The 23,540-nt window shown below is 32.2% G+C and carries 13 protein-coding genes and 2 rRNA genes; 4 read left to right on the plus strand and 11 right to left on the minus strand.

Features of this window, described 5'->3' with window-relative positions:
- Window positions 1-5: 5 nt before the first annotated feature.
- Window positions 6-881: a glycosyltransferase family 2 protein gene (locus MCFN_RS02400; RefSeq protein WP_051604577.1), complete on the plus strand. Its 876-nt coding sequence runs from the start codon at window positions 6-8 to the stop codon at window positions 879-881.
- A gap of 695 nt (window positions 882-1,576) precedes the next feature.
- Here MCFN_RS02400 and MCFN_RS02405 read toward each other — a convergent pair.
- The 3 genes from MCFN_RS02405 to MCFN_RS02415 all read right to left on the minus strand — a co-directional run bounded on the left by MCFN_RS02405 (window position 1,577) and on the right by MCFN_RS02415 (window position 7,399).
- Complete coding sequence (locus MCFN_RS02405; protein ID WP_038561986.1) at window positions 1,577-1,762, minus strand: hypothetical protein; 186 nt, start codon at window positions 1,760-1,762, stop codon at window positions 1,577-1,579.
- Between the two features lie 934 nt (window positions 1,763-2,696).
- Window positions 2,697-5,578 (minus strand): 23S ribosomal RNA (locus MCFN_RS02410).
- A gap of 308 nt (window positions 5,579-5,886) precedes the next feature.
- Window positions 5,887-7,399 (minus strand): 16S ribosomal RNA (locus MCFN_RS02415).
- The 16S and 23S rRNA genes sit together here, the layout of an rRNA operon.
- Before the next feature lie 539 nt (window positions 7,400-7,938).
- Here MCFN_RS02415 and MCFN_RS02420 point away from each other — a divergent pair.
- The 3 genes from MCFN_RS02420 (at window position 7,939) to MCFN_RS02430 (ending at window position 13,311) form a co-directional block, all read left to right on the plus strand.
- Window positions 7,939-10,161, plus strand: coding sequence for a hypothetical protein (locus tag MCFN_RS02420; RefSeq protein ID WP_038561988.1), 2,223 nt, complete (start codon window positions 7,939-7,941; stop codon window positions 10,159-10,161).
- A 137-nt stretch (window positions 10,162-10,298) separates the two neighbouring features.
- Window positions 10,299-11,132: an MAG4940 family membrane protein gene (locus MCFN_RS02425; protein ID WP_038561990.1), complete on the plus strand. Its 834-nt coding sequence runs from the start codon at window positions 10,299-10,301 to the stop codon at window positions 11,130-11,132.
- Window positions 11,122-13,311, plus strand: a complete 2,190-nt coding sequence (locus tag MCFN_RS02430) for an MSC_0775 family lipoprotein (protein WP_038561992.1) — start codon at window positions 11,122-11,124, stop codon at window positions 13,309-13,311. Before MCFN_RS02425 ends, MCFN_RS02430 begins: the two co-directional genes overlap by 11 nt.
- Window positions 13,312-13,378: 67 nt before the next feature.
- Here the strand turns inward: MCFN_RS02430 and glyA are convergent, their stop codons facing one another.
- The 8 genes from glyA to MCFN_RS03430 form a co-directional block, all read right to left on the minus strand.
- A complete protein-coding gene (glyA, locus tag MCFN_RS02435) occupies window positions 13,379-14,632 on the minus strand; it encodes a serine hydroxymethyltransferase (protein ID WP_038561994.1) in 1,254 nt (417 codons plus the stop codon).
- A gap of 8 nt (window positions 14,633-14,640) precedes the next feature.
- On the minus strand, window positions 14,641-16,818 hold the full coding sequence (locus tag MCFN_RS02440) for a phenylalanine--tRNA ligase subunit beta (RefSeq protein WP_038561996.1): 2,178 nt from the start codon (window positions 16,816-16,818) through the stop codon (window positions 14,641-14,643).
- A 2-nt stretch (window positions 16,819-16,820) separates the two neighbouring features.
- On the minus strand, window positions 16,821-17,495 hold the full coding sequence (locus MCFN_RS02445) for a uracil-DNA glycosylase (RefSeq protein WP_235619434.1): 675 nt from the start codon (window positions 17,493-17,495) through the stop codon (window positions 16,821-16,823).
- A complete protein-coding gene (gene pheS / locus MCFN_RS02450; RefSeq protein WP_038561998.1) occupies window positions 17,482-18,441 on the minus strand; it encodes a phenylalanine--tRNA ligase subunit alpha in 960 nt (319 codons plus the stop codon). Before pheS ends, MCFN_RS02445 begins: the two co-directional genes overlap by 14 nt.
- Window positions 18,428-19,651, minus strand: coding sequence for a replication-associated recombination protein A (locus MCFN_RS02455; RefSeq protein WP_038562000.1), 1,224 nt, complete (start codon window positions 19,649-19,651; stop codon window positions 18,428-18,430). The genes pheS and MCFN_RS02455 overlap by 14 nt, the downstream gene beginning before the upstream one ends.
- A gap of 166 nt (window positions 19,652-19,817) precedes the next feature.
- A complete protein-coding gene (dnaK, locus tag MCFN_RS02460) occupies window positions 19,818-21,596 on the minus strand; it encodes a molecular chaperone DnaK (RefSeq protein ID WP_038562002.1) in 1,779 nt (592 codons plus the stop codon).
- Between the two features lie 81 nt (window positions 21,597-21,677).
- Window positions 21,678-23,054 carry an MAG0480 family ComEC-like protein gene (locus MCFN_RS02465; protein ID WP_408633504.1) on the minus strand — a complete coding sequence of 459 codons (1,377 nt, stop codon included), beginning with the start codon at window positions 23,052-23,054 and terminating at the stop codon, window positions 21,678-21,680.
- The gene (locus MCFN_RS03430; RefSeq protein ID WP_051604578.1) at window positions 22,979-23,449 is read right to left on the minus strand and encodes a helix-hairpin-helix domain-containing protein; all 471 of its coding nucleotides are present in this window, start codon (window positions 23,447-23,449) and stop codon (window positions 22,979-22,981) included. Before MCFN_RS03430 ends, MCFN_RS02465 begins: the two co-directional genes overlap by 76 nt.
- Window positions 23,450-23,540: the final 91 nt, after the last annotated feature.

A 23,540-nucleotide genomic window follows, 5' to 3' on the forward strand; every position in this document is an offset into this window, starting at 1 on the left:
CAAATATGTCACAAAATATGGAAAAACCTTATGATGCATATATTGTTTTTGATGCAGATAATGTTGTCGATAAAGATTTTTTAAAATATATGAATATTGAGTATTCCAAAGGTTATAAAGTTGTCACATCTTATAGAACTGCAAAAAATTTTAATTCCTCATTAATTGCTGGGATTTCTGGATTATTATTTGTCAGAGAATCTATATTTTTACAAAGACCGCGAAAAACATTAAAATTAAACTGTTCTATTTCAGGTACTGGATTTTTAGTTGATGCTAAGCTTTTAAATAATGAATGAAAATATAATCTACTAACCGAAGATATCGAATTATCAACGGACATGGTTATAAAAGGTATTAAATGTGGTTACGCAAAAGATGCAATAACATATGATGAACAACCAGAGGATATTAAAACATTTTACAAGCAAAGAATTAGATGAGCAAAAGGTTTTTTGCAAGTTTTTGGCAAGTATTCTTGTGGATTATTGTCTAAGTTTATAAGAAGTTTAAGCGCAATAGATTTTTTTACTTTTATTTTTCCTTTAACAGGTTTAATTGTTTTAGGTTTGCTTGTTAATTTAACTTTTATGACAGTAGGATATATAAGTAATGACATTAATCTTGGTAATGCTGGACTTTTTGAAATAATTAAAACAATAGTTATAATATATTTAATTTCTTTTTTCATGTTATTTACAACAACTATTCTCGAATGAAATAAATTAAAAGCTCCCTTTTATAAAAAAATATTATATATATTCATATCTCCTTTAGCTGTATTCATCTATGCAATAATCTTTATAATTGCTTTATTTAAACGAAGAGTTATTTGAACTCAAATCAAACACACGAATAATCAAAATATAGATCAAATGTAATTTTTGCACATTTCCCATTCAAATATAGTAAAAACATGTCTTAAATAATAAAATATTAAGCAGTGACTTTTCTTTTTCTGTACTTTCCCAGTTTCAGACATTAAAAATAACGAATACATCTATTTAAAGTGGTTTTAGTTATTTTTAATTACATTTTTTTAATGAGATCATATTCCCCTGAGTTTCGGGGTTTAAAGTAAAAAGCTAAAAATTATAGGTAATTTATCTCTTAATTTAACTTTTTGCTTTTTTTATATGCAACTTTTTAAGATGCTCATTATTTCATTAAATTCATCTAACGTGTATGGTTTAGACATATTATTTATAAATTTGCTGTTTATTAGATAATTATTTTTATAAGTTTTAACTTTGTTACAAGAATTTAATAATTCAATCACGTATTATTTGTGTATTTTTCAATTACTCCGTTTTCACTATAGAATTTGTTTATTGCACTTTAATACAACAAGCACTATAAAACATAAAATAAAATGCCATTTTATGTGTTGTTAATTCAAACGTAAATAAATCTGACTTTAAGATCATTTTTAAGGGAACTAAAAGTTTTTAACTTGTTTCTGTTTATCATAAATTTGAAAAATTTCAGACGCTGATAAATCTAGTATTGACGTTTTACAGACATAAACGCCATCAAATTTTGAGTCTTCTTCATTTTTGATAATCCAACATAAATTTTAAATTTCGAACTTGCTTGAAATATTCCTACTTTTTAGTTCCTGATATTTATTTGCCTTTAATAATACCCTTACTATTCTGAGGTTTTTAAAATTTCCAATCAATATTTTTCTATCTCGCGCATCTTTATTAGTTCTTGATTTTGAATATGCGATTATTTTTCTTCTAATTTTGCCATTTTTCATTCATTTTCAAGTGGATTCGTATTCTAATTCTTTACATTTAAAACTTTCATCACCTAGACAGCCTACTGGAACAAGAGTAATATTTTAAGATTTTGTGAACAAACCTTAGCTCTATACAAAATAATAAAATCGATTCGAAGATTTTCCAAAAATTTTATATTTTTGCTAGAACTCATACCTTTATCAGCGATTATTGTAATTTTACTGATATTGTATGCTTTTTTATTTCTAAAATAAAGGGTATAAATGTCTTGATATCAAAAACATTTCCTTTAAAAACTTTTAGAAAAATTTAAATACCATTAGAATCAGTTGCCACACCATTAACAACTTAGTCTTCTTTAAATTTTCCTTATTTTCAATATTCTGATTGTCTCAACCAATCCCTAACGATGTTGTCAAAATAAACTATTAAGAAATATAAAAAACTAATTCGATATTTCTATCAGTTTTACTACAAATCTCTTTGTCTAATATTTACATTATATTATTTTCGTCATCTACCAAAAAAATCTAGCGCGTTGTAAAAAGTATCTTTCTTAGTTGTGATACCATTTGCAAAATTGTCCTTATTTTGAAAGGATTTAACCATTGAATAATTATTCAGAATTCTTGAACTAATTGGCTATTTTAATAATTCCTTTAATTTTTTTAGTTTTGATAGTTGATTAAAAATATTTAAGCTATCAACTACTGAATAAATTACTAAAACCCCTACATTCATGCAAATGTTTTTCCGCATTTTTCCTTTAAATATAAATACTTAAAGGGCGAATAAAAAGTCCAAAAAAGAACTTAACTCAGAAACTCGGTTATGCCTTATAAAGTCTTTAATATAAATACACAAAAATAAAAAAAATACTGCTTTTGGCAGCGTGTTCTCTGAAAACTGAATAGTAATTTAAAATTCATTGAAATGTATTAAATACACATTACTTTTAAACCTATCGATTTATTAGTACTGGTCAGCTCAACATATCACTATGCTTACACCTCCAGCCTATCGACCTTGTAGTCTTCAAGGAATCTCAAGGGAATACTAATCTTTGAGGAGGCTTCCCACTTAGATGCTTTCAGCGGTTATCCTTTCCGTACTTAGCTACCCAGCTATGCTCCTGGCGGAACAACTGGAACACCAGCGGTACGTCCGTTTCGGTCCTCTCGTACTAAAAACGGCTCTCATCAATATTCCAACGCCCACATCAGATAGGGACCGAACTGTCTCACGACGTTCTGAACCCAGCTCGCGTACCGCTTTAATGGGCGAACAGCCCAACCCTTGGAACCGACTCCAGCTCCAGGATGCGATGAGCCGACATCGAGGTGCCAAACCTTGCCGTCGATGTGATCTCTTGGGCAAGATAAGCCTGTTATCCCCAGGGTAACTTTTATCCGTTGAGCGACTGCCATTCCACAATGTACAGCCGGATCACTAAGTCCTGCTTTCGCACCTGCTCGACTTGTAAGTCTCACAGTCAAGCACACTTCTACCTTTGCGCTCTGCATACGGTTTCTGACCGTATTGAGTGTACCTTTGAACGCCTCCGTTACTCTTTAGGAGGCGACCGCCCCAGTCAAACTACCCACCACGCACTGTCCCCCCGCCCGATTATGATGGCAGGTTAGAAACTCAATATAACAAGGGTGGTATTTCAAGGTTGACTCCACTAGAACTAGCGTCCTAGCTTCAACGTCTCCCACCTATCCTACACATGTTAGACCAAATTTCAATACGAAGTTGTAGTAAAGCTCCATGGGGTCTTTTCGTCTTGATGCGGGTACCCAGCGTTTTCACTGGGACCATAATTTCACCGAGTCTAGTGTTGAGACAGTTGAGAGATCATTGCGCCTTTCGTGCAGGTCAGTATTTAGCCGACAAGGAATTTCGCTACCTTAGGACCGTTATAGTTACGGCCGCCGTTCACCCGGGCTTCATTTCAACGCTTCGCATAAGCTAACGCATCCACTTAACCTTCGGGCACTGGGCAGGCTTCACCCCCTATACATCACCTTGCGGTTTAGCAGAGAGCTGTGTTTTTGATAAACAGTTGCCCCTCATAATTTTCTGTGGCTCACTTGCGTGAGCACCCCTTCTTGCGAACTTACGGGGTCATTTTGCAGAGTTCCTTAACACTAGTTTTCTCGCTCGCCTTAGAATACTCATCTTGGGGACGTGTGTCCGTTCTCGGTACAGGTTTCCATAATTTTAAAGTTTAGAAGCTTTTCTTGGAAGTATGAAATCAACTAATTCAGCTAACGCCTATGCATCATAGCTCCCGGTTAATGAATTGCGGATTTGCCTACAATTCCCAGTTGCTACTTGCCCCTCAATCCAGTAAGAGGTAAGCCTATCCTTCTCCGTCACTCCATCACAATTATAGAAAGTACAGGAATATTAACCTGTTGTCCATCGACTACGCGTTTCCGCCTCGCCTTAGGTCCTGACTAACCCTGGGTGGACGAACCTTGCCCAGGAAACCTTCCCCAATAGGCGTCGTGGATTCTCACCACGAATCGTTACTCATACCGGCATTCTCACTTCTTAGCGCTCCACCAGTCCTCACGGTCTGACTTCATTGCCCTAAGAACGCTCCTCTAACGTACATAAATGTACCCGTGGCTTCGGTTTCGTGTTTTAGTCCCGTTAAATTATTGGCGCAGGGTCTCTTGACTAGTGAGCTATTACGCACTCTTTAAAAGATGGCTGCTTCTAAGCCAACTTCCTAGTTGTTTATGAAACCCCACAACCTTTCTCACTTAACACGAATTTGGGACCTTAGCCGACGATCTGGGTTGTTTCCCTCGCGAGCCGGGACGTTAGCACCCCGGTTCCGACTGCATGGCAATACATGATGGTATTCAGAGTTTGATTATAGTCAGTACCGCTAGGCGCGGCCATTCCACATTCAGTGCTTTACCACCATCATTTAACACCACACGCTAGCCCTAAAGCTATTTCGAGGAGAACCAGCTATCTCCAAGTTCGATTGGAATTTCTCCGCTATTCACAAGTCATCCGGGCACTTTTCAGCGTACTACGGTTCGGCCCTCCACTTGGTGTTACCCAAGCTTCAGCCTGCTCATGAATAGATCACCTGGTTTCGGGTGTATGCCATCATACTAAAGCGCCCTATTAAGACTCGATTTCTCTACGGCTCCGCTTTTTTCCGCTTAACCTCGCATGATAACATAACTCGCCGGTCCATACTGCAAGATGTACGCCATCACCCTTAAATGGGCTCTGACTAATTGTAAGTAAGTGGTTTCAGAATCTATTTCACTCCCCTCTCGGGGTTCTTTTCACCTTTCCCTCACGGTACTAGTTCACTATCGGTGTCTGGTTAGTATTTAGCCTTACCGGGTGGTCCCGGCAGATTCAGACAGGGTTTCACGTGCCCCGCCCTACTCAGGATACAATCAAGAGGTTAAATAATTTCACTTACGGGAGTATCACCCTCTATGCTACGTCTTCCCAAACGTTTCTGCTATCATTTAACTTTGTAACTCTGTATAGATTGTCCTACAACCCCACTAATGTGGTTTGGGCTCTTTCTCGTTCGCTCGCCGCTACTAAAAAAATCATTGTTTATTTTCTTTTCCTCATGCTACTAAGATGTTTCAGTTCACATGGTGTCTCGCTCAAATTCCTATGTATTCAGAAGATGGCAACTAGGCATTACCCTAGCTAGGTTCCCCCATTCGGAAATCCCCGTTTCGTAGCTTATATCCAGCTCCACGAGGCTTATCGCAGGTAATCACGTCCTTCATCGACTTCCAGACCCAAGGCATCCACCACAAACTCTTACTTATTTAAAAGTATGTCCTTAATTAAAAAATTAAGATTTCCTATTGTTGTTATGATGTGTATTTTAAGACATTTCAATGAATCATAATAATTATGATTACTCGATGAATCAATACGAATAAAACCAAATTTATTCAATTTTGATGTCGTTGTAATATTTTAAAATATTTACTATTCAGTTTTCAAAGAACATTTTGAGAGATGTCCTCTCAAAACTAGATATATTGCTTGCGACCTAACAAGCCATGACTGCTAAAAATAAGTAGGTCTAGACTAATAAAGGTTAATGTTGTTAATTTAACAACTTTGTACTCCGTAGAAAGGAGGTAATCCTTCCCCACGTTCTCGTAGGGATACCTTGTACGACTTAACCCCAGTCACCAGTCCTGCCTTAGGCAGTTTGTTAATAAACCGACTTCGGGCATTACCAGCTCCCATGGTTTGACGGGCGGTGTGTACAAGACCCGAGAACGTATTCACCGTAGCGTAGCTGATCTACGATTACTAGCGATTCCGACTTCATGGAGTCGAGTTGCAGACTCCAATCCGAACTGAGACCAGTTTTTTGTGGTTTGCTCACTGTCACCAGGTTGCTTCACTTTGTACTGGCCATTGTAGCACGTGTGTTGCCCCACTCGTAAGAGGCATGATGATTTGACGTCGTCCCCACCTTCCTCCCGATTACTCAGGCAGTCTCCTTAGAGTGCTCAACTAAATGTTAGTAACTAAGGACAGGGGTTGCGCTCGTTGCAGGACTTAACCGAACATCTCACGACACGAGCTGACGACAACCATGCACCATCTGTCATTCTGTTAACCTCCACTATATCTCTATAGCTTTGCAGAAGATGTCAAGAGTGGGTAAGGTTCTACGCGTATCTTCAAATTAAACCACATGCTCCACCGCTTGTACGGGTCCCCGTCAATTCCTTTAAGTTTTATTCTTGCGAACGTACTACTCAGGCGGATCATTTAATGCGTTAGCTGCGCCGATGAGTTCCCCATCAGCTAATGATCAACGTTTAGGGCGTGGACTACCAGGGTATCTAATCCTGTTTGCTCCCCACGCTTTCGTCTCTCAGTGTCAGTATATGTCCAGTTAGCTGCCTTCGCCATGTTGGTGTTCTTCCTTATATCTACGCATTTCACCGCTTCACAAGGAATTCCGCTAACCTCTACATAACTCTAGTTTGCCAGTATCCAACGCGGTTTGGGGTTGAGCCCCAAAATTTAACGCCAGACTTAACAAACAACCTACAGACGCTTTACGCCCAATAATTCCGGATAACGCTTGCAACCTATGTATTACCGCGGCTGCTGGCACATAGTTAGCCGTTGCTTTCTAATAAGGTACATTCAATACAGTGGCATTTCCTACACTGTTTTTTATTCCCTTACCACAGCAGTTTACAACCCATAGGGCCTTCATCCTGCACGCTGTGTCGCTCCATCAGACTTTCGTCCATTGTGGAATATTCCCTACTGCTGCCTCCCGTAGGAGTCTGGGCCGTATCTCAGTCCCAGTGTGGCGGTTCAGTCTCTCAACCCCGCTAAACATCATTGCCTTGGTGGGCCGTTACCTCACCAACTAGCTAATGTTGCGCACCCCGCTCCTCCAGCGACGCTTTAAAGGCGTCTTTTACGTAATTATCATGCGATAAAAACGAGTATTTGGAATTATCGGTTGTTTCCAACCGCTATGCCAATCTGAAGGGTACGTTGAGTACGTGTTACTCACCCATTCGCCGCTAAGTACAAGTACTTCGCTCGACATGCATGTATTAGGCACACAGCCAGCGTTCATCCTGAGCCAGGATCAAACTCTCGAAAAAATTGACTTCGTCATGTTTATATATCTAGTTTTCAAAGAACGATTACAACAATAACAAGTTGCTCAACTATCATAGCACTTTTTTCAAAACCAAAAAGAATTTTTTTAATTTTTTTGCTAGCGTTTTTGCTGTTATAAGTTGCTGATATAAATATACACTTTTTTATTTCAGTACAAAATAAATTTTAATATTTTTGAAAAAACAAGCTGCCTTTAATTTTATATACTAAGTACATTTAGACCGCTTTATTATTTTAATTTATAAAACCTTAATATTTTATTTTCACTTCCATATATAAATAAAATAAAAAGATTAAAGAAGGTTAGAAAGCTTAAAAAATAAAATATCTAATAATAAATAACAAACCTAGAATATGTTCAATCCTATTGACTAAATTTAAATAAGTATAATAACATTCAAAAATATAAGCAAAACAGGAAAGATTGAAAAGTTTACTGCAATAAAAAATATATTTGTATTGAAATTTTCTTCAATATAAATATAATAAAAAAATGTCTTAACCTACAATATGGAGTAATATGAAAAAAATAACAAAAAAAATCTGGATTCCTTCCGCAATTATTGGTTCATCCATTGTTGCAATGAGTATTATAGCTATAGGAGTTGGAGTTACACCTAAACAAAAAAATTATAAAAATGATGATGTCTTAGCAGCGTTAAAAAACGCTACCCAACATATAGAAAACCTTGATAAAAATAAAGAAAAATACTGAATTCTAAACACAGAAGTTATTAATGCTGAAAATTATCTTGGTGAATTGAAAAAAATTCAAAAAAATCTTCAAAATAGAACGCTTAAAAAGACCTGACCTGGTTTTCAAAAATCGATTGAAAACCTAAATTTAAATATTGTTTCACTTGAAAATAGAATTAATAAATATAAGCCTGTAATTGAAAAAACAGAACAAAAAATTGAGCAAGCAATAACTAAAGCACAGAATTTATTGCAAGGACAAACTGAATCAAATTCAAATGAATTCAAAAATGCTAAAACTGAATTGAAAAAATTTGTTGATGAACTTCAAAAAACGCAAAAAACTGAAATAACAATCCCTGAATTGAATTCAATTATTGAAAAAATAGATGAGAACGCAAAAAAAGTCTCACAACTCAAAAATAATAATTTAAATTCATCTTCAACTGTAAGCAATCAAATCGAAAAATATTCAACTAATATTTCAATATTAATTCAAGAGTTTATCACCAAACCTAAGACAATTACAAATATTGAAGAATTTGAACAAAAACTTAAAATTAATTTAGCTGATATCGAAATTATTATTAAAGACTTGAAAGGTATGACAACCGACTCACCGGAGTTGATTGAAAAACTTAAAAAACTCGGATCGCTAACAAATAAAGCTAAAATAGAATTAAATAAATCCAAATATTGATTGACAGTCGATAAAGCTAAACAATTATTAAATAAAATAAATAGGAGCAATCCATTTTACGAAAAGATACATTTATTAATTGAAAAAGGTAAAAATTTATTAAATAATAATCCAGATTTATTACAAATTTCTTCTGCTCACGAAGAACTTTTACATGCATTAGATAAAGTTGGCACTGACACTAATAATAATGATAATGAGTTAAAAAATAAAGTTGATGAATTTCAAGGAAAAGTTAATAAACTTCAAAAATTCATTTTGTCAATTTCGCGTTCTGAGTATATGCAAGTTAGACAATCACTAGCAAATAATTTAACTAAAATAATTAGCAAATTAAAAAATAATAATATCTCAGTACAAGATTACAATCTTGCCCTTAAAGAATTAGAAATTTTGGAAAATAACGCAACCAAACAAATTCTCGATATTGCTAAAAACCAATATCAAGATCTACTTTCAAAAGCTAACTCACTTTTAACAAACATCACTGACCCCCAGTTAAATTTCTTCAAAAACGTTCTGCAATCTAAAATAAATTTAGTTAATAATGAGTTAAAAAGCGACTTAAATTCAAAAACAAACTATGAAAAAGCTTACACAAACTTACAAAAATTATTAATTCAAATGCAAAATGAATACAAAATTATTAACTCATATTATGAATTGAAAAAGGAACTTGAAAAAATTGAAAAACAATCAAATCACACTAATAAAAAACAAAAAATTAAGTTAGCTATTGACCAAGCACAAAAATTAATTGCTGATAACAGCCACAATATTTCGCAATTTTTAAAAGCATACGAAATTTTAGAAAACACCATTAACAATTTAGAAAAAGAACAAGACGAAAACATACCTGAGGAAATCAAGCAAGCAAAAGCAGAATACCAAAATGTTGTTGAAGGCATAGATATGTTTTTCCGAAGTATAAACCAAAAACATCAAGAAATTAAGCTTAATTATGAGCACAAAATAAACAATATTAAAGAAACTCTTCAAAAATCGAAATTAACAAAAGAAGATTACGATAAAGCAAAGCAAGATTTAAATGTTATATTGGAAAAAATGCGAGCAGAAAATAGAATCAAAGTTGTGCAAGATGCACTTGAAAATCAACTAGTTAAGAACGGAAAATTACGCGAAAAATTATTAAAAGATTCAAAATTTATGACACAAGCAGATAAACTAGATAAAATTACAAAAGAAATAATTACTAAAACCAGCGATCCAACAACATTAAGCTTCGATCAATATAATGATTTATTAAATCAATTATCAATGGCTTATTATGAAGCGGCGAAACACTATTATGAAAATGGTGGTACCGACCCGAGTTTTTTTCAATAAGAATTCATCAAAACAAACACACTTAATGAAGTATGTTTGTTTTTTTGTGATAAAAATAGGAAAAAACAAATAAATTTACTTATATCAAAGCCGTTTAATCATTAATTGTTTATAATCATTCATAAAAAGGAGGAAAAATGACAGGACTACACGTTTTAACTAATAATTTTAACAAAACAGTTGCTCTGAGCGAGTTTGGGGCAAATTGCTTTTTAGCTTTTTTTGTGTTGTTGAGTTTATATATATTTAAGCGTGCTAAAAATACATCTAAAATCATACAATCATTGATATTTACGTTAATTACATTTGTCGCAATTGTAATGTTTTGAGGTCTTATGGTTGCTGTGTCGGATGATACCCCAATTATGTATATAAATCCGATCAGTGTATTATTTGATGCAGTCGTTGAAACATTGAATACTAAAGGTTCTATATTCAAGAGTTTTATAGGAGTGCCGTATATCTTAGGATTTCAATTTTTAGGATCAATGAGTGGTTTTATTTTGTTTGTTGCCATGTTTTATTTATTCAAAAAAATTCCATCAAATTATTTTGAAAACCAGACAAGCGTAACATTGAAGGAAATATTATTCCAAAACCACAATGAAAAAACATTAGCATTTACAATAAAAGAAACTATATTTGTGTTTTTGCTAGCAATCACTATTACAATGACACCGCGGATACCACACACATACAGTTTAAATCACTTTACATCAGTGATTTTAAACATGATAATTTTGTTTACAATCTTAACAATTTCATCATATTTTAACTTTTTCGCTTTTCACATCTTCCTAGCGACTGGTTTTGCAATTTTAAACTTAATTTTGGCAGATGATAACAAGAAAAAAACACAAATTATCAAACATTATTTTATAAATCTAGCAATCACAATTGCTGTACCAATAATAGTCGCATTAATAACTATTGGCATTTATAAAGGAGGAAAACACACCTATGTTTATTAAAGGAAAGAAAATAATTAAAAACTTATTTGGTCCTGGCATACTAATTTCTGCACCTGTATTCGCCATTTCCTGTTCGCAAACTGAAACATACACTAATCAAATTGAGACCTTAAATCAGGGAAAAATCGACAGTGCAAGTTTAGACAATCTGGATAAATTAGCTGATCACACTGCAATATTAGAATGAAAAAATCCAAAAACAGATATAGCTAAAATACAAGTTAAAAATCTATATCTAAATAACTTTTTACAAAATAATTTAGTAATAAACAAAAATAAATTGAATGAAGCTTTAAAAAATTTAGGTTTTAAACATCTTGATAAAATAAAAGCTGAAATAGTTTTCAATGAGGTCAATCGTGACTATTCAAATATTGAATATTTATCAGTGCCTGTGGTAATAAAAAGATACATTAAAACAGTTAGTGGGCAAATCAATGAATTTCAAACACGTAAAATTTTCTTTAAATTAAAAGGATTAAGCATTAATGAAGAAAATAAAAAGCGTAAAACTAAACTTGAAAATTTCTTAAAAGATAAATACGATGTACAAGATGGCTTAAATGTTGTTAAAGTCGAAAAAATGAGTCTGGAAATGGCACCGGGCGCTAACTTAGATTACAAATTAACTCAGATTTCAAGAAACGAATTAAACAAAACTATCAAGTTAAGATTTAAAGATCTAGAAAATAAACTTTATTTTAATAATCTAACCCAGCAACAAAAGCAAGAGCTTGCTTCACTTAAAAAAGCCGATTCTAAAAACGATTTATTTAATGTGTACATTGAAAGTTTTGAAGTTGATCCACAAAATCACCAAAATTTCATCATTAAATTTAAGTTAGCTTATGGTTCGCCAAGTATTAAAATAAAGTCGAACCGATGATCTGTCGACACAACAATCAAAAATATAGGAGTAAATTTAGTATATAAAGGACGTTTTAAAACAGTTGATGCTGATGAATTTTTAAAACAAAACGCAATAGTTGAACTTAAATATAATCTAAGTTTTACCAACTACCCTTTTGCACAAGCTCATAAAAATGATTTTGTAGCAAAATCTAAAGTAAACGGCCTGCAATACGAAATTAAATCAATCAAAAAACTTGATCACCCTCAAAGATTAGGATTTAACTTAAAAGTTACGAATTCTGATGTTGCAGAATTTAATAACAAAGAAGTTTATATTGAAGCCGGAGTGGATAAACACACATATATTTTTCAACCTGAATTGCAAGATAGCTTAAATAAATTTAACTTATTGCTAGGTGATATTGACTCAAATATTTTGACCAAAATTACTCAAAACATATACGATAAGGCAAATAGATCTCGTATTTTACCTGGTGGTTATGGTGAATTAAGAGGTTTTTATAATAATAAAAACGCTCCAAAACAACTTCATCTTGGTGAAGATGTTTTGGTTAAAGAAGGCACTGAAATAATTGCTCCTTTTGATGGCGACATTATTTCTCTGGGCGCGGCTAAAAACGAAAAACCCTTTACCGGAATTGGTGGACAATTAGTATTAAGAGTTAAAAAAGAGCAATTAATCGATTCTATCAATCAAAACGTATATCAGGATTTATTTGCAGATGCTGAATATGTTTACATTGGATTAATTCACCTTGATATCGCAGCAACACTGCGTGTATTAGAGAAAAATGGACTAAACAGACAAAAATTTGAAACAGAAAAATATCTTAAATTAGACATTACTCTAAATAATCCGTTGCCGATAAAAAAAGGTGCAGTAATTGGTATAGTCGGAAAACCTTCAAATAATGGTGGTTGAATGCCTCATGCCCACATCGCAACTTGAAAACAACAACAATTCATCAAGGATGACAATGGCTATTTGTATAAACCTAATGATAACACCGATAGATACAAAAAATATAAAGCTGATAATCAGTCATTCAATATTAGAGTTCATGGCGTTGAATTGGGTCAATTACCCTCTCAAAGTGGAAAAATAAACACTTCTGAGTATCAAACAGATGAAAACGGCAATGTAAATGGCTCAGAAATTAAAAAGAATGCCGTTAGAAATACATTATTAAATATTAAAGATTGAGAAATCAATGAAAACTTATTTGATCCTAATATCATCTTCAATTTTAGGGATATAAATTCATTAGCTTTTGATGTTCATGAGCTATTTAACGAGTTAAAATAAAGAAAATACCAAGATGTTCTTGGTATTTTTATCAGTCTTTTTCAGAGTATTTGGAAAAATACTGAAATTAGTATTCAGTAATTATAGGAAACTGCGCACTTAGATCTTTAACTTTTTGTTTAAGCTCTTTTAATAAGGTTTTATCTTTTTTAATTACCATAAAGTTTGAAAGAAGTGTATGAATGATCTCAGCTAATTGTTCTCACTTAGTAAATTTACGCGAGGTCATTGCAGCTGTTCCGATTCTAATACCGCTTGAAACCATTGGGCTTAAAGAGTCGTTTGGAATTGTATTTTTATTTACTGTAATATTAATATTTCCTAATATTTTTTCAGCTTCTTTACCTGTAATTCCGTAACTTTTATAAACGTTGAGCGTAAATAAATGGTTGTCAGTTTTACCAGAAACAACTTCAACACCTCGGTTAATAAATGCCTCACTGAACATTTTTGCATTTGCTACAATTGAACGTCCATATTCTTTGAATTCTGGCTTTAAAGCTTCACCGAATGCAACTGCTTTACCCGCAATCGCATGGAATAGCGGCCCTCCTTGATAACCAGGGAATACTCATCTATCAACTTTTTTAGCAATCTCTGCGTCATTTGTCATTATGATTGCTCCTCTCGTGCCACGAAGTGTTTTATGCGTTGTCGAGGTAATCACATCTGCATAACCAACTGGCGAAGGATGAACGCCAGCAATGATTAAACCCGAAATATGAGCAATATCAGCCATTAATTTTGCGCCACAAGCATCTGCTATTTCCCGAAACTTTTTAAAGTCGACAATCCGAGGATATGCTGAATATCCACATATTATTACCACTGGTTTTTCTTTAATGGCAATGCGTTTTATTTCTTCATAATCTAAAACGCCGTTTTGGTCAACCTCGTAAGATACTGATTTGTAAAAAATGCCGCTGAAGCTAATTTTATACCCGTGTGTTAAGTGTCCTCCTGAGTTTAATGAAAGACCCATTATTTTATCGCCCGGTTTAGCAAGCGAAGCTAAAGCTGCGGCGTTAGCGACAGAACCAGAATATGGCTGTACATTTGCAAATTCAACTCCAAAAAGTTGTTTTAATCTTTCAATTGCTAAATTTTCAATAGCATCAACATTTTCACAGCCACCATAATATCTTTTACCAGGATATCCTTCGCCATATTTATTGGTCAAAACACTGCCGGTTGCTTTCAAAACGTCATTAGAAACGTAATTTTCTGATGCTATCAATTCAATGTGTTCATTTTGTCTTTTAATTTCTTTGTTTATTGCTTTTTCAACATCTTTGTCAATTAGTTTAATTTTTTTGTACATTTAGACTCCTAATTATATTGCGAACTTATAGCATCTATCGTAGTTGTATCCGCAGTAATTCGCAGTGTTATTTTTTTTACGTTTTGAATAATAAACGTATCAATTTGAGTAATTGAGTATATATTATGTGCTGAATTAATTTCATTAATTTTCGAACTAATCGGTTCATTCAATTCAAGGTTAAATGTTAAATCAATTGTTTTTAATGGTGTGCTGTCATATTGTTTGAATAGTTCAATTTTTTTTGTTGGTAAATCTTTAAATTCGGCAACCCATAAATTCAACTGAGAATAAGCTGGGTGAATTTTGCCAATTCAACCAATCATTTCTCCTTTGAAAAATATCTTAGCAGAAACGTTTGGGTGAATATACTTATTGTCCTTAAATGGCACAAATTCAAGATCGTAACATTTTGTGTAATTAATAATATCCTGTTTTATCTCATTGAAATCTTTGATATTCGATACTAAACCAATGGTATACTCATTGTAATTAATCATTCCTATTTCAAATAAACTAAAACTATCTAATTTGCGTTTAACATTGTACTCAGCTACTTTAAGCATGGAAGTAATAATTGAATTTCTAACAACTTCACGTTCTTTAGAAACGAATGTTTGTAATTTGACATCATTTGTAAATCCAAATGGATTTAATTTATTATTTTGCTCACTTTCCAGTGTAAAAGTAATGATTTCGTTATAGCCCATTGCCTGTAACAAGTTTTTACTGATATCTCTACGGTCGACTTTAAAAGGTTCTAGCAATGGTGGCTTTGGATCAAATTTAGTATAACCATAAAATCTAAAGTATTCTTCAATTACATCCTCATATCGCGCAATATCCTTGCGATATGGTGGTGCGATTACTCGATTTTTATCCATTTTAAAACCTAATTTCAGCAATTTAGCTTCAACCTCGCTAAATTGCTTTAAGTCTTTAATATCGCAATCAGCATACAGTGCTAATTTTTTACGATTTTGAGTAACGGATGTGCCTTTTCGTTTAGCTGGCAGACCAACTATATTTGAAAAGCTACGTTTATCTTGATAGGACTTAAATTGTAAGTATTGCATTCCAAAACGCACCATTTGTGTGTTTACGCCACGTCCCCCTTGGATACTTGATGCAGATTCCAATTTTATTTCCTTAGCTCCGTGACGTACTAATTTAGACTCAAATGAGCCAATTTCAAACAATATGTTTTTACTTTTTGCATCAACTGAGCTATTTTCCAATCCCATCACACAAGCAAGAGAAACCGGGCCATTTTTATCAACTATTGCTAAAACATTATTTACTTCAATTTCTTTATTTCCTAGAATATTGACTTTTCCACTGTATATCTCTGCTTTTAGGCGCGACTCAATTTTGGAGCAATCATATGAGTGAGTAGGAGCACCTGTGTATATTAATGCCATATTACTTACATCAATTGCTCAAATGTTTTTAGCCTCAATTCCGTGTTTAGCTAAAAACAGCATATCTAAAAGATTGGTTTTTGAATTTGATAGCTTAATTTGAATAAAACTAAGAGCATTTGTGTTATTTTTGTTACTTTTGACTGAGGTTTTAAATTTAGGCTTGATTTTTTTGTTATCTCAATCAAATCAAACAAAATCAGTGTCATAAAAGGCAGCTAGTTCTTGTGCTAAAACATAATATGAGTTGGCATCAGAGCGATTAGCTGGTGTTGTAATGTCGATAATATAATCATCCAAACCAAAATATTCAACTGGGTCAGCATCAAGAGGTAATTCATCATCAAGCATCATAACTTCATCAGGATTGAATGGTAATTTAGAAATATCAAAGCCTAATTCATTAAAGTTGCAAAGCATTCCTTGTGATTCAAATCCGGCCATTTTTTTGGAACTAAAAGTTATATCCCCTTTAGATGAACCCACAACAAAAGCGGTTGTGTAGGCGCCTACCTTCGCATTTTTTGCATTCGTTTGAATAACAATACGTTCTTTTGAGAAGAGCTCTAATTCAACAATAGTTAAATTTTTTGAGTTTGGGTTAGGGTAAACATCAACGACCTTAGCAAATCTAACGCCCCGAACATCGCTAAGAGGCGTTATACTTTCAACTTCATAACCTAAATTATTAATGTCTTTTTCAATGCTTAAATCAAGTACTTTATTTGGCATGAACTTATTTAATTCTTTCAATGTTACAATCATTTTTATTCCTTTCTTAAACTAAAATCAATTTTTTTCTTCAATTTTTCATTAATCTTTTTGAAAAAACCAGAATTTTTAAAACAACTTGACCCATGAGCATAACTTAGTGGCGAAGGGTGCGACGTATAAACAATTTGAGCATTTGAAACTAAATTTTCAGCTTGCAAACTTTTAACAATTTTTAAAGCATTTGTACCCCACACGCCAAATATAACATTGGGATTATTTCGCAACACAAATCTAAGCAAATTCGTTGTAAATATTTCTCAGCCAATATCTTTGTGTGCTAGTGGTTCATTTTCACGAACTGTTAATATCGAGTTTATCAATAAAACTCCTTGTTTTGCTCAAGATTCTAGTGAATTGGTTTGAATAATCGAGCTAGGATAATCGTTAATTATTTCTCTAATAATATTTTTAAGTGATGCTGGCGTTTTGATACACGATGTACTGAAGGCAAGTCCATCTGCAACACTTTCTTGATGATAAGGATCTTGACCAATAATAATTAATTTTGTATCTTCAGGCTCAAAATATGTTAGGCATCGAAATCAAAGATTCTCTGGTGGATAAATTTTGTGTGTTTTTTGCTCAATTTTTAGCGACTTTATTAGTTTTTTAAAGTATTCTTGGGTTTTTTCTGTGTTAATAAAATTATTAAATTTATTTTTCAGCATTAAATTGTTTTAACGTTCTTAAATCATTATTATAAAACTCGCGAATATCTTTAATTCCGTATTTAATCATCGCTAATCTTTCAATTCCCATTCCGGCTGCGAAACCATTATATTTTTTACTGTTATATCCAGCTAATTTCATTACGTTTGGATGTAGCATTCCGGCACCTAAGACCTCAATCCAACGACCTTTATAAAAAATATCAACTTCAACACTTGGTTCAGTAAATGGGAAAAAACTTGGACGTAATCTTAACTCTAATTCTTCTTCAAAAACATAGCTTAATAGCGACTTTAATGTTCAAATTAAATTCGGGAAGCTTACCTGACCAACACTTACAAAGTCTAATTGCATAAATTGATGAGAGTGAGTTGCATCGTCTTCATCATTACGATAAACTTTACCAATAGCAAAATTATTCAGTGGTTTATTTGCGTTTTTTTCTAATTCTAGCGCACTTATCCCAGTATTATGGGTGCGAAGAAGTGTTGTCGGATTTAAATAAAGTGAATCATGCATGGCTCTGGCCGGATGGTCTGATGGCATATTTAATTTTTCAAAATTGTAATAATCTGAGACAATTTCACCAGCTTTTGATTCAAAATAACCGTTTTGCGTAAATCAATCACGTAATCTATCACAAATAATTGTTAAGGGGTGCAATGAACCAGGTTTATTTACCGGTGTAGTAACATCAACATATTCACTGGAGATTTGTCTAGAAATCCTTAATTCCTCAATATGTTTTTCAGCCTGTGCGAATAATTGTTCATATTGCTGTTTTAACTCATTTATTTTTTGGCCTATTAATTTTTTTTCCGTACTTGGAGCATTTTTTAATTCATTCTGTAATTTGGCAATTTCACCATCCTTGCCATATACTTTGTTTTTAGCTAATTTAAGTTCTTCAAATGTATTAATTTGTTCTAAATTAATTTTTGTCATTTTTTTCCTTTCAAGATTTAATTTGTTGATAATAAGTTTTTACTTTTTCTAAGTCATTTTGAGCAGGGGTAAAAAACTCAATATTTTGTATGTTTTTGGGTAAATATGCTTGCTTAGTTCAATGATTTGGGTAATTGTGTGGATATTTATAGCCAATGCCATGTCCTAAATTAGATGCTGAGGCATAATGCGATTCACGAAGGTGCATCGGCACATCATAAATATTTCCCTCATCAATAAATTTTTGGACATTTTGCATTGCTAAATATGTACTATTACTTTTTGGGCTTAAAGCAATAAATGAAATTAGGTAAAAAATCGGTAAATTTGCTTCAGGAAATCCCAGTCGTTCAACTGCGTTTAAAGCCGCTTCAACTCGTAATGCTGCATTTGGATCTGCTAATCCGATATCTTCATAAACAACTGCACTTATTCTGCGAAAAAGTCCTTGATAATCGCCAGTTTTTAAAATTAATGCACCTCAATAAAGTGCGGCGTCAACATCAGAACCTCGCATTGATTTATGGAATGCTGATAAATTATTATAATGAGCATCGGAGTTCATATCTGAATAAAAATTGATATTTGGTATTAATTTAGTAATAGTTTCCTTCGTTATTACTTGACTTTTAGATAAAAAAGCTAACATTTGTAAATTATTTAAACAAAACCGATAATCACCAGTTGAATGTTTAACTAGAATTTTAATATTTTCATCATCAATTTGCAGATTAGAAAAATTGGACTTAATTACCTTCTTAATACCGTTGAAAACCTCTTCTTCACTCAGTTTGTTGAATTGCAATATTTGCATCCTACTTCTTAGCGCCGGAACAATTCTAAAATATGGATTTTCGGTAGTTGTTGCATAAATTGTCACGCGGTCAAATTCAAGATAAGAAAGCAATATATCTTGCAAATTCTTATTCAATCTGTGTATTTCGTCAATAATAACAATTTGATTGGAGCTAATTTTGTCAATCAAATCAACTTTTGAATCAATACTCGCATTGAAAATATCATATTTAAGACCTAAATCATTAGCTAATGCAATAGCGCACGAAGTTTTCCCTGTTCCCGATTCGCCATAAAATATAAAAGATGTTTTTAGCTTATTTTCAACTATTTCTTTTAATAAGTTAACGTTATTTTGTTGTCCGATGATATCATCAAGTGTTTGTGGTCTTAATTCATTAGCTAAATTATTCATAATATATATTTTAGTTCAAACTCTCAAAAAAAATCACATATTTCAAAAATTCCCAAAATATATAAAATAAAATATAGGTTGGTGTTGAAATTCCTTTGATTTCTCACAAAATAAGAAAAAACACAGATAGTTCTCCGTGTTTTTTTGTCTTCAATTAAATATTGAATTATTTTTCAACGTCCTCTTCAGTAAATTCTTGATTATTTTCACCTTGTTTTTGCATTTGTTGAGCAATAAATTCAAAAGCTTTATCAATTTCATCAAGTTTATTTTTTAGCTCATCGTATGATTTTGATTCTAGAAGTTTTTGCAACTCATCAATTTTTTCTTGTGTTTGTTTTTGTTGTTCTTCATTAATTTTATCTTTATTCTCTTCAAGAGATTGTTTCATTTTGCTAATTAACGATTCTGCACGAACTTCTGTTTCAATTTCTTGTGCTCTTTTTTCGTCTGCCTCTCGGTTTGCTTCAGCGTCTTTCAGCATTTTTTCAATTTCTTCATCACTTATTTTCGATGAATTTTTAATAACTAATGTTTCAGCTTTACCTGATTTAGCGTCTTTCGCTGCAACTGTTGTAATCCCGTTTGCATCGATTGTAAATGAAACTTCAATTTGAGGAACGCCTCTTGGTGCCGGTTCAATTCCTTCTAGGTTAAATCTACCTAATGATTTACAGTCATTTGCTAATTTTCTTTCACCTTGTAAAACATGGATTGTAACCGCTGTTTGATTGTCGGCAGCAGTCGTAAATGTTTTAGTTTTAGTAATCGGAATACGAGTATTACGTTCAATTAAAGCTGCGACAACACCATGTTCAGTTTCAATTCCAAGTGTAAGCGGAGTAACATCAACCAATAAAATATCGTCAATATCACCAGCTAAAACGGCACCTTGAATTGCAGCACCCATAGCAACAACCTCATCAGGGTTTACTGATTTATTAGGTTTTTTGCCCAATCTCTTTTCAACTAATTCTTGAACAGCAGGCATTCTTGTTGAACCACCAACTAATAGAACGTCACTTATTTCAGATAATGAAACTTTTGCATCAGCTAGAGCTCTATCAATTGGAGCTTTGGTTCTTTCAAGAAGTTTAGCAGTCATTTGTTCAAATTCACTTCTTTTTAATGTTGCTTCAATGTTAATTGGAGCTTGTCCGTCAATAAAAATTAAGAATGGAAGTGAAATATTTGCCACCATTGAAGAAGATAAATCAATTTTCGCTTTTTCGGCGGCTTGTTTTAAACGAGCCATTGCCATTTTATTTTGTTTTACGTCATAATTGTGGTCTTTTTGGATTTTTTCAACTAGCCAGTTAACAATTTCATAGTCTCAATCGTCACCACCTAACTCATTATCACCAGCAGTAGATAAAACTTCAAATGTACCATCAGCCAATTCTAAAATTGAAACATCAAATGTACCACCACCTAAGTCAAAAACTAAAACTTTTTTCTCTTGTTCGGTTTTATCTAAACCAAAGCTTAATGCAGCGGCTGTTGGTTCGTTAATTATTCTTAAAACATCTAGACCGGCAATTTTCCCAGCTAATTTTGTCGATTCACGTTGTGCGTTATTGAAGTATGCAGGAACTGTAATAACCGCTTTTTCAACCTTGTGTCCAATTTTTTCTTCAGCATATTTTTTAAGATTAGCAAGAATCATCGCCGAAATTTCTTCAGGCTTATATTCTTTTCCATTTGCTTTAACAGTTTGTTTTGTTCCCATTAATCTTTTAATAGAAGCAATTGTATCTGGGTTTGTTTCAATTTGATTTTTGGCATTTTCACCAACAATTGTTTCGCCGTCTTTAAATGAAACAACAGATGGAGTTGTTCTTTTTCCATTCATATTTTCTAAAACAACAGGTGTACCGTTATCCACGATTGAAACAACCGAGTTTGTAGTACCTAAGTCAATACCGATAATAACTTCTTTCGCCATAATTTTATTCCTTTCAAATTTTTAATCTGCTTTTTGTATGCAATTATTTTACCATAATTTAGCACTCTAATACTTATTCTGCTAAATTTTTTTTATTTTTCTAAAATGCCTATAAATTAGGTTAAAAGATAACAAAAACCCTCATAAACACAACCAAATTAACATGGAATTTTGCGATATATAAATATCAAAAATAACTAAAAGATTAAAATAAGAAGCAATATTTATTAATTGGTCTAGTGCAAAATAAATAAAGTGTAAAAAATCTGGACTAAATCAAAACAATAAGCTAAATAAATAGATAATTTCCACAACAGGAGCAAAAAATATAGCATATAAAAATCCTGTTATATTAATAAAATTATTTAATTTGAGTGTTCACAAGCATGTGTAAAAATAAATTAACACGCTTATTATTAAATAATTTAAAAATATGTTCTTTACTTTAAATATTTTTAAATTCTTGTTCACCAAAATTATAATTATAGTTGTACTAAAACTCAAAATAAAACTAATTGAAATTATTAAGTTAAAATTAACATAAAAAATTACAATAGCTGCAACTGGAATTGAATATATTTTATATTTTTTGAATTTTCGGCTAAATACTTGCATAATAAAAGCTCGTAACCCACTTATAAAATTAATTAGAGAACATAAGTAAAGAAAACAAATAAAAATTCCAAATCATTCGGCGACTCTATTTACATTTTTGTTTTTAATTTTGCCTATTAAAGTAAAAATAAAATTAAAAAGAATATCAAAATGTAATCCCGATATAACTAATAAGTATAATATATTGATTTCAATAGCTCTTTTTGTAATATCATTTGCTTCATAATTTTGACCAAAAACAATTAATTTTCAGTATTTTTGGAATAATAACGAACCCTTTTTACTTCAATTCTCGATTGCAAAGAAAAAAGAATATAAAGGCTCGTCAACTCTTGTTACAACTCCTTTTTCAATTAAGTAATTGATATTGTTTGAAAAATAAAAATTATTATCCTGGGTTATTTTTATTATTTTTGCCTGCACTTCAACAAGTTGTCCTGGACGCAATGGATATTTTGTTGTATAAGGTGTTAAATAAATCAAAAAATTATTATTGTTAACGTTTAAAATTGCATATTTTTGGGAAACTTTGGTTACTTTTGCTTTAATAAAATAATTTCCATTTTCATAAAATTCCCCGGCTCGCAAAAATTTAAATATTAAATAGAATGATGATATGAAAATCAAAAGCAATAACATTTTAGGGTGAAATATTAATATTAAAACCGATATTAGAGCAAAAGATAAAATTCAAAAGTACTGAGTTTGAATTGGTGAGAGTGACAAGTGCAAGCATAATGGGCTAAGTACAACTAAAATTCTAGATACTACAGGATTAAAAAGATTTTTAATTTTTCTATAGTTTTCGCACCAATGCCTTTTATCTTTCCGATGTTTTCTCATGATGTTTCATGGTTTGACTTACGATATTTTACTAATTTGGTTGCAACTGAGCGAGAAATTCCTAAACTAATTAGTTGCTTGGTACTGTTTATCTCCTTTCATGATATTTTATTTTTCTCTTCTTTTTCATTAAAATTTGTAGTCTTAATCATTTTTTTGTTTGGTGGTTTATTTGTTTTTATACTACCGACAATATCTTCAACTTTATTCACTTTTAATTCCTGGTTTGTTATTATTTTTTTATTTAGTCTTGATGTTTTGGACTTTTCTTTCAATTCATTTTGTTCAATTTGTTTTTGAATATAAGTTTGCTTTTGATCAAAAGTCAAAGACAAGGCAAGACCAAAAAAACCAACAGCAGAAACAGTTCCTAGTATTCATAATTTCTTTCTCATCACTTATATATTTTTTCTTTTTTTAGAAAAGATACCAAAATGGAAAAATTTATCACTTTTAGGTTAAAAACACAACAATATTACTAAAATA

It is taken from the genome of Mycoplasmopsis californica (assembly GCF_000695835.1).
Lineage (GTDB): Bacteria > Bacillota_I > Bacilli_A > Mycoplasmatales > Metamycoplasmataceae > Mycoplasmopsis > Mycoplasmopsis californica.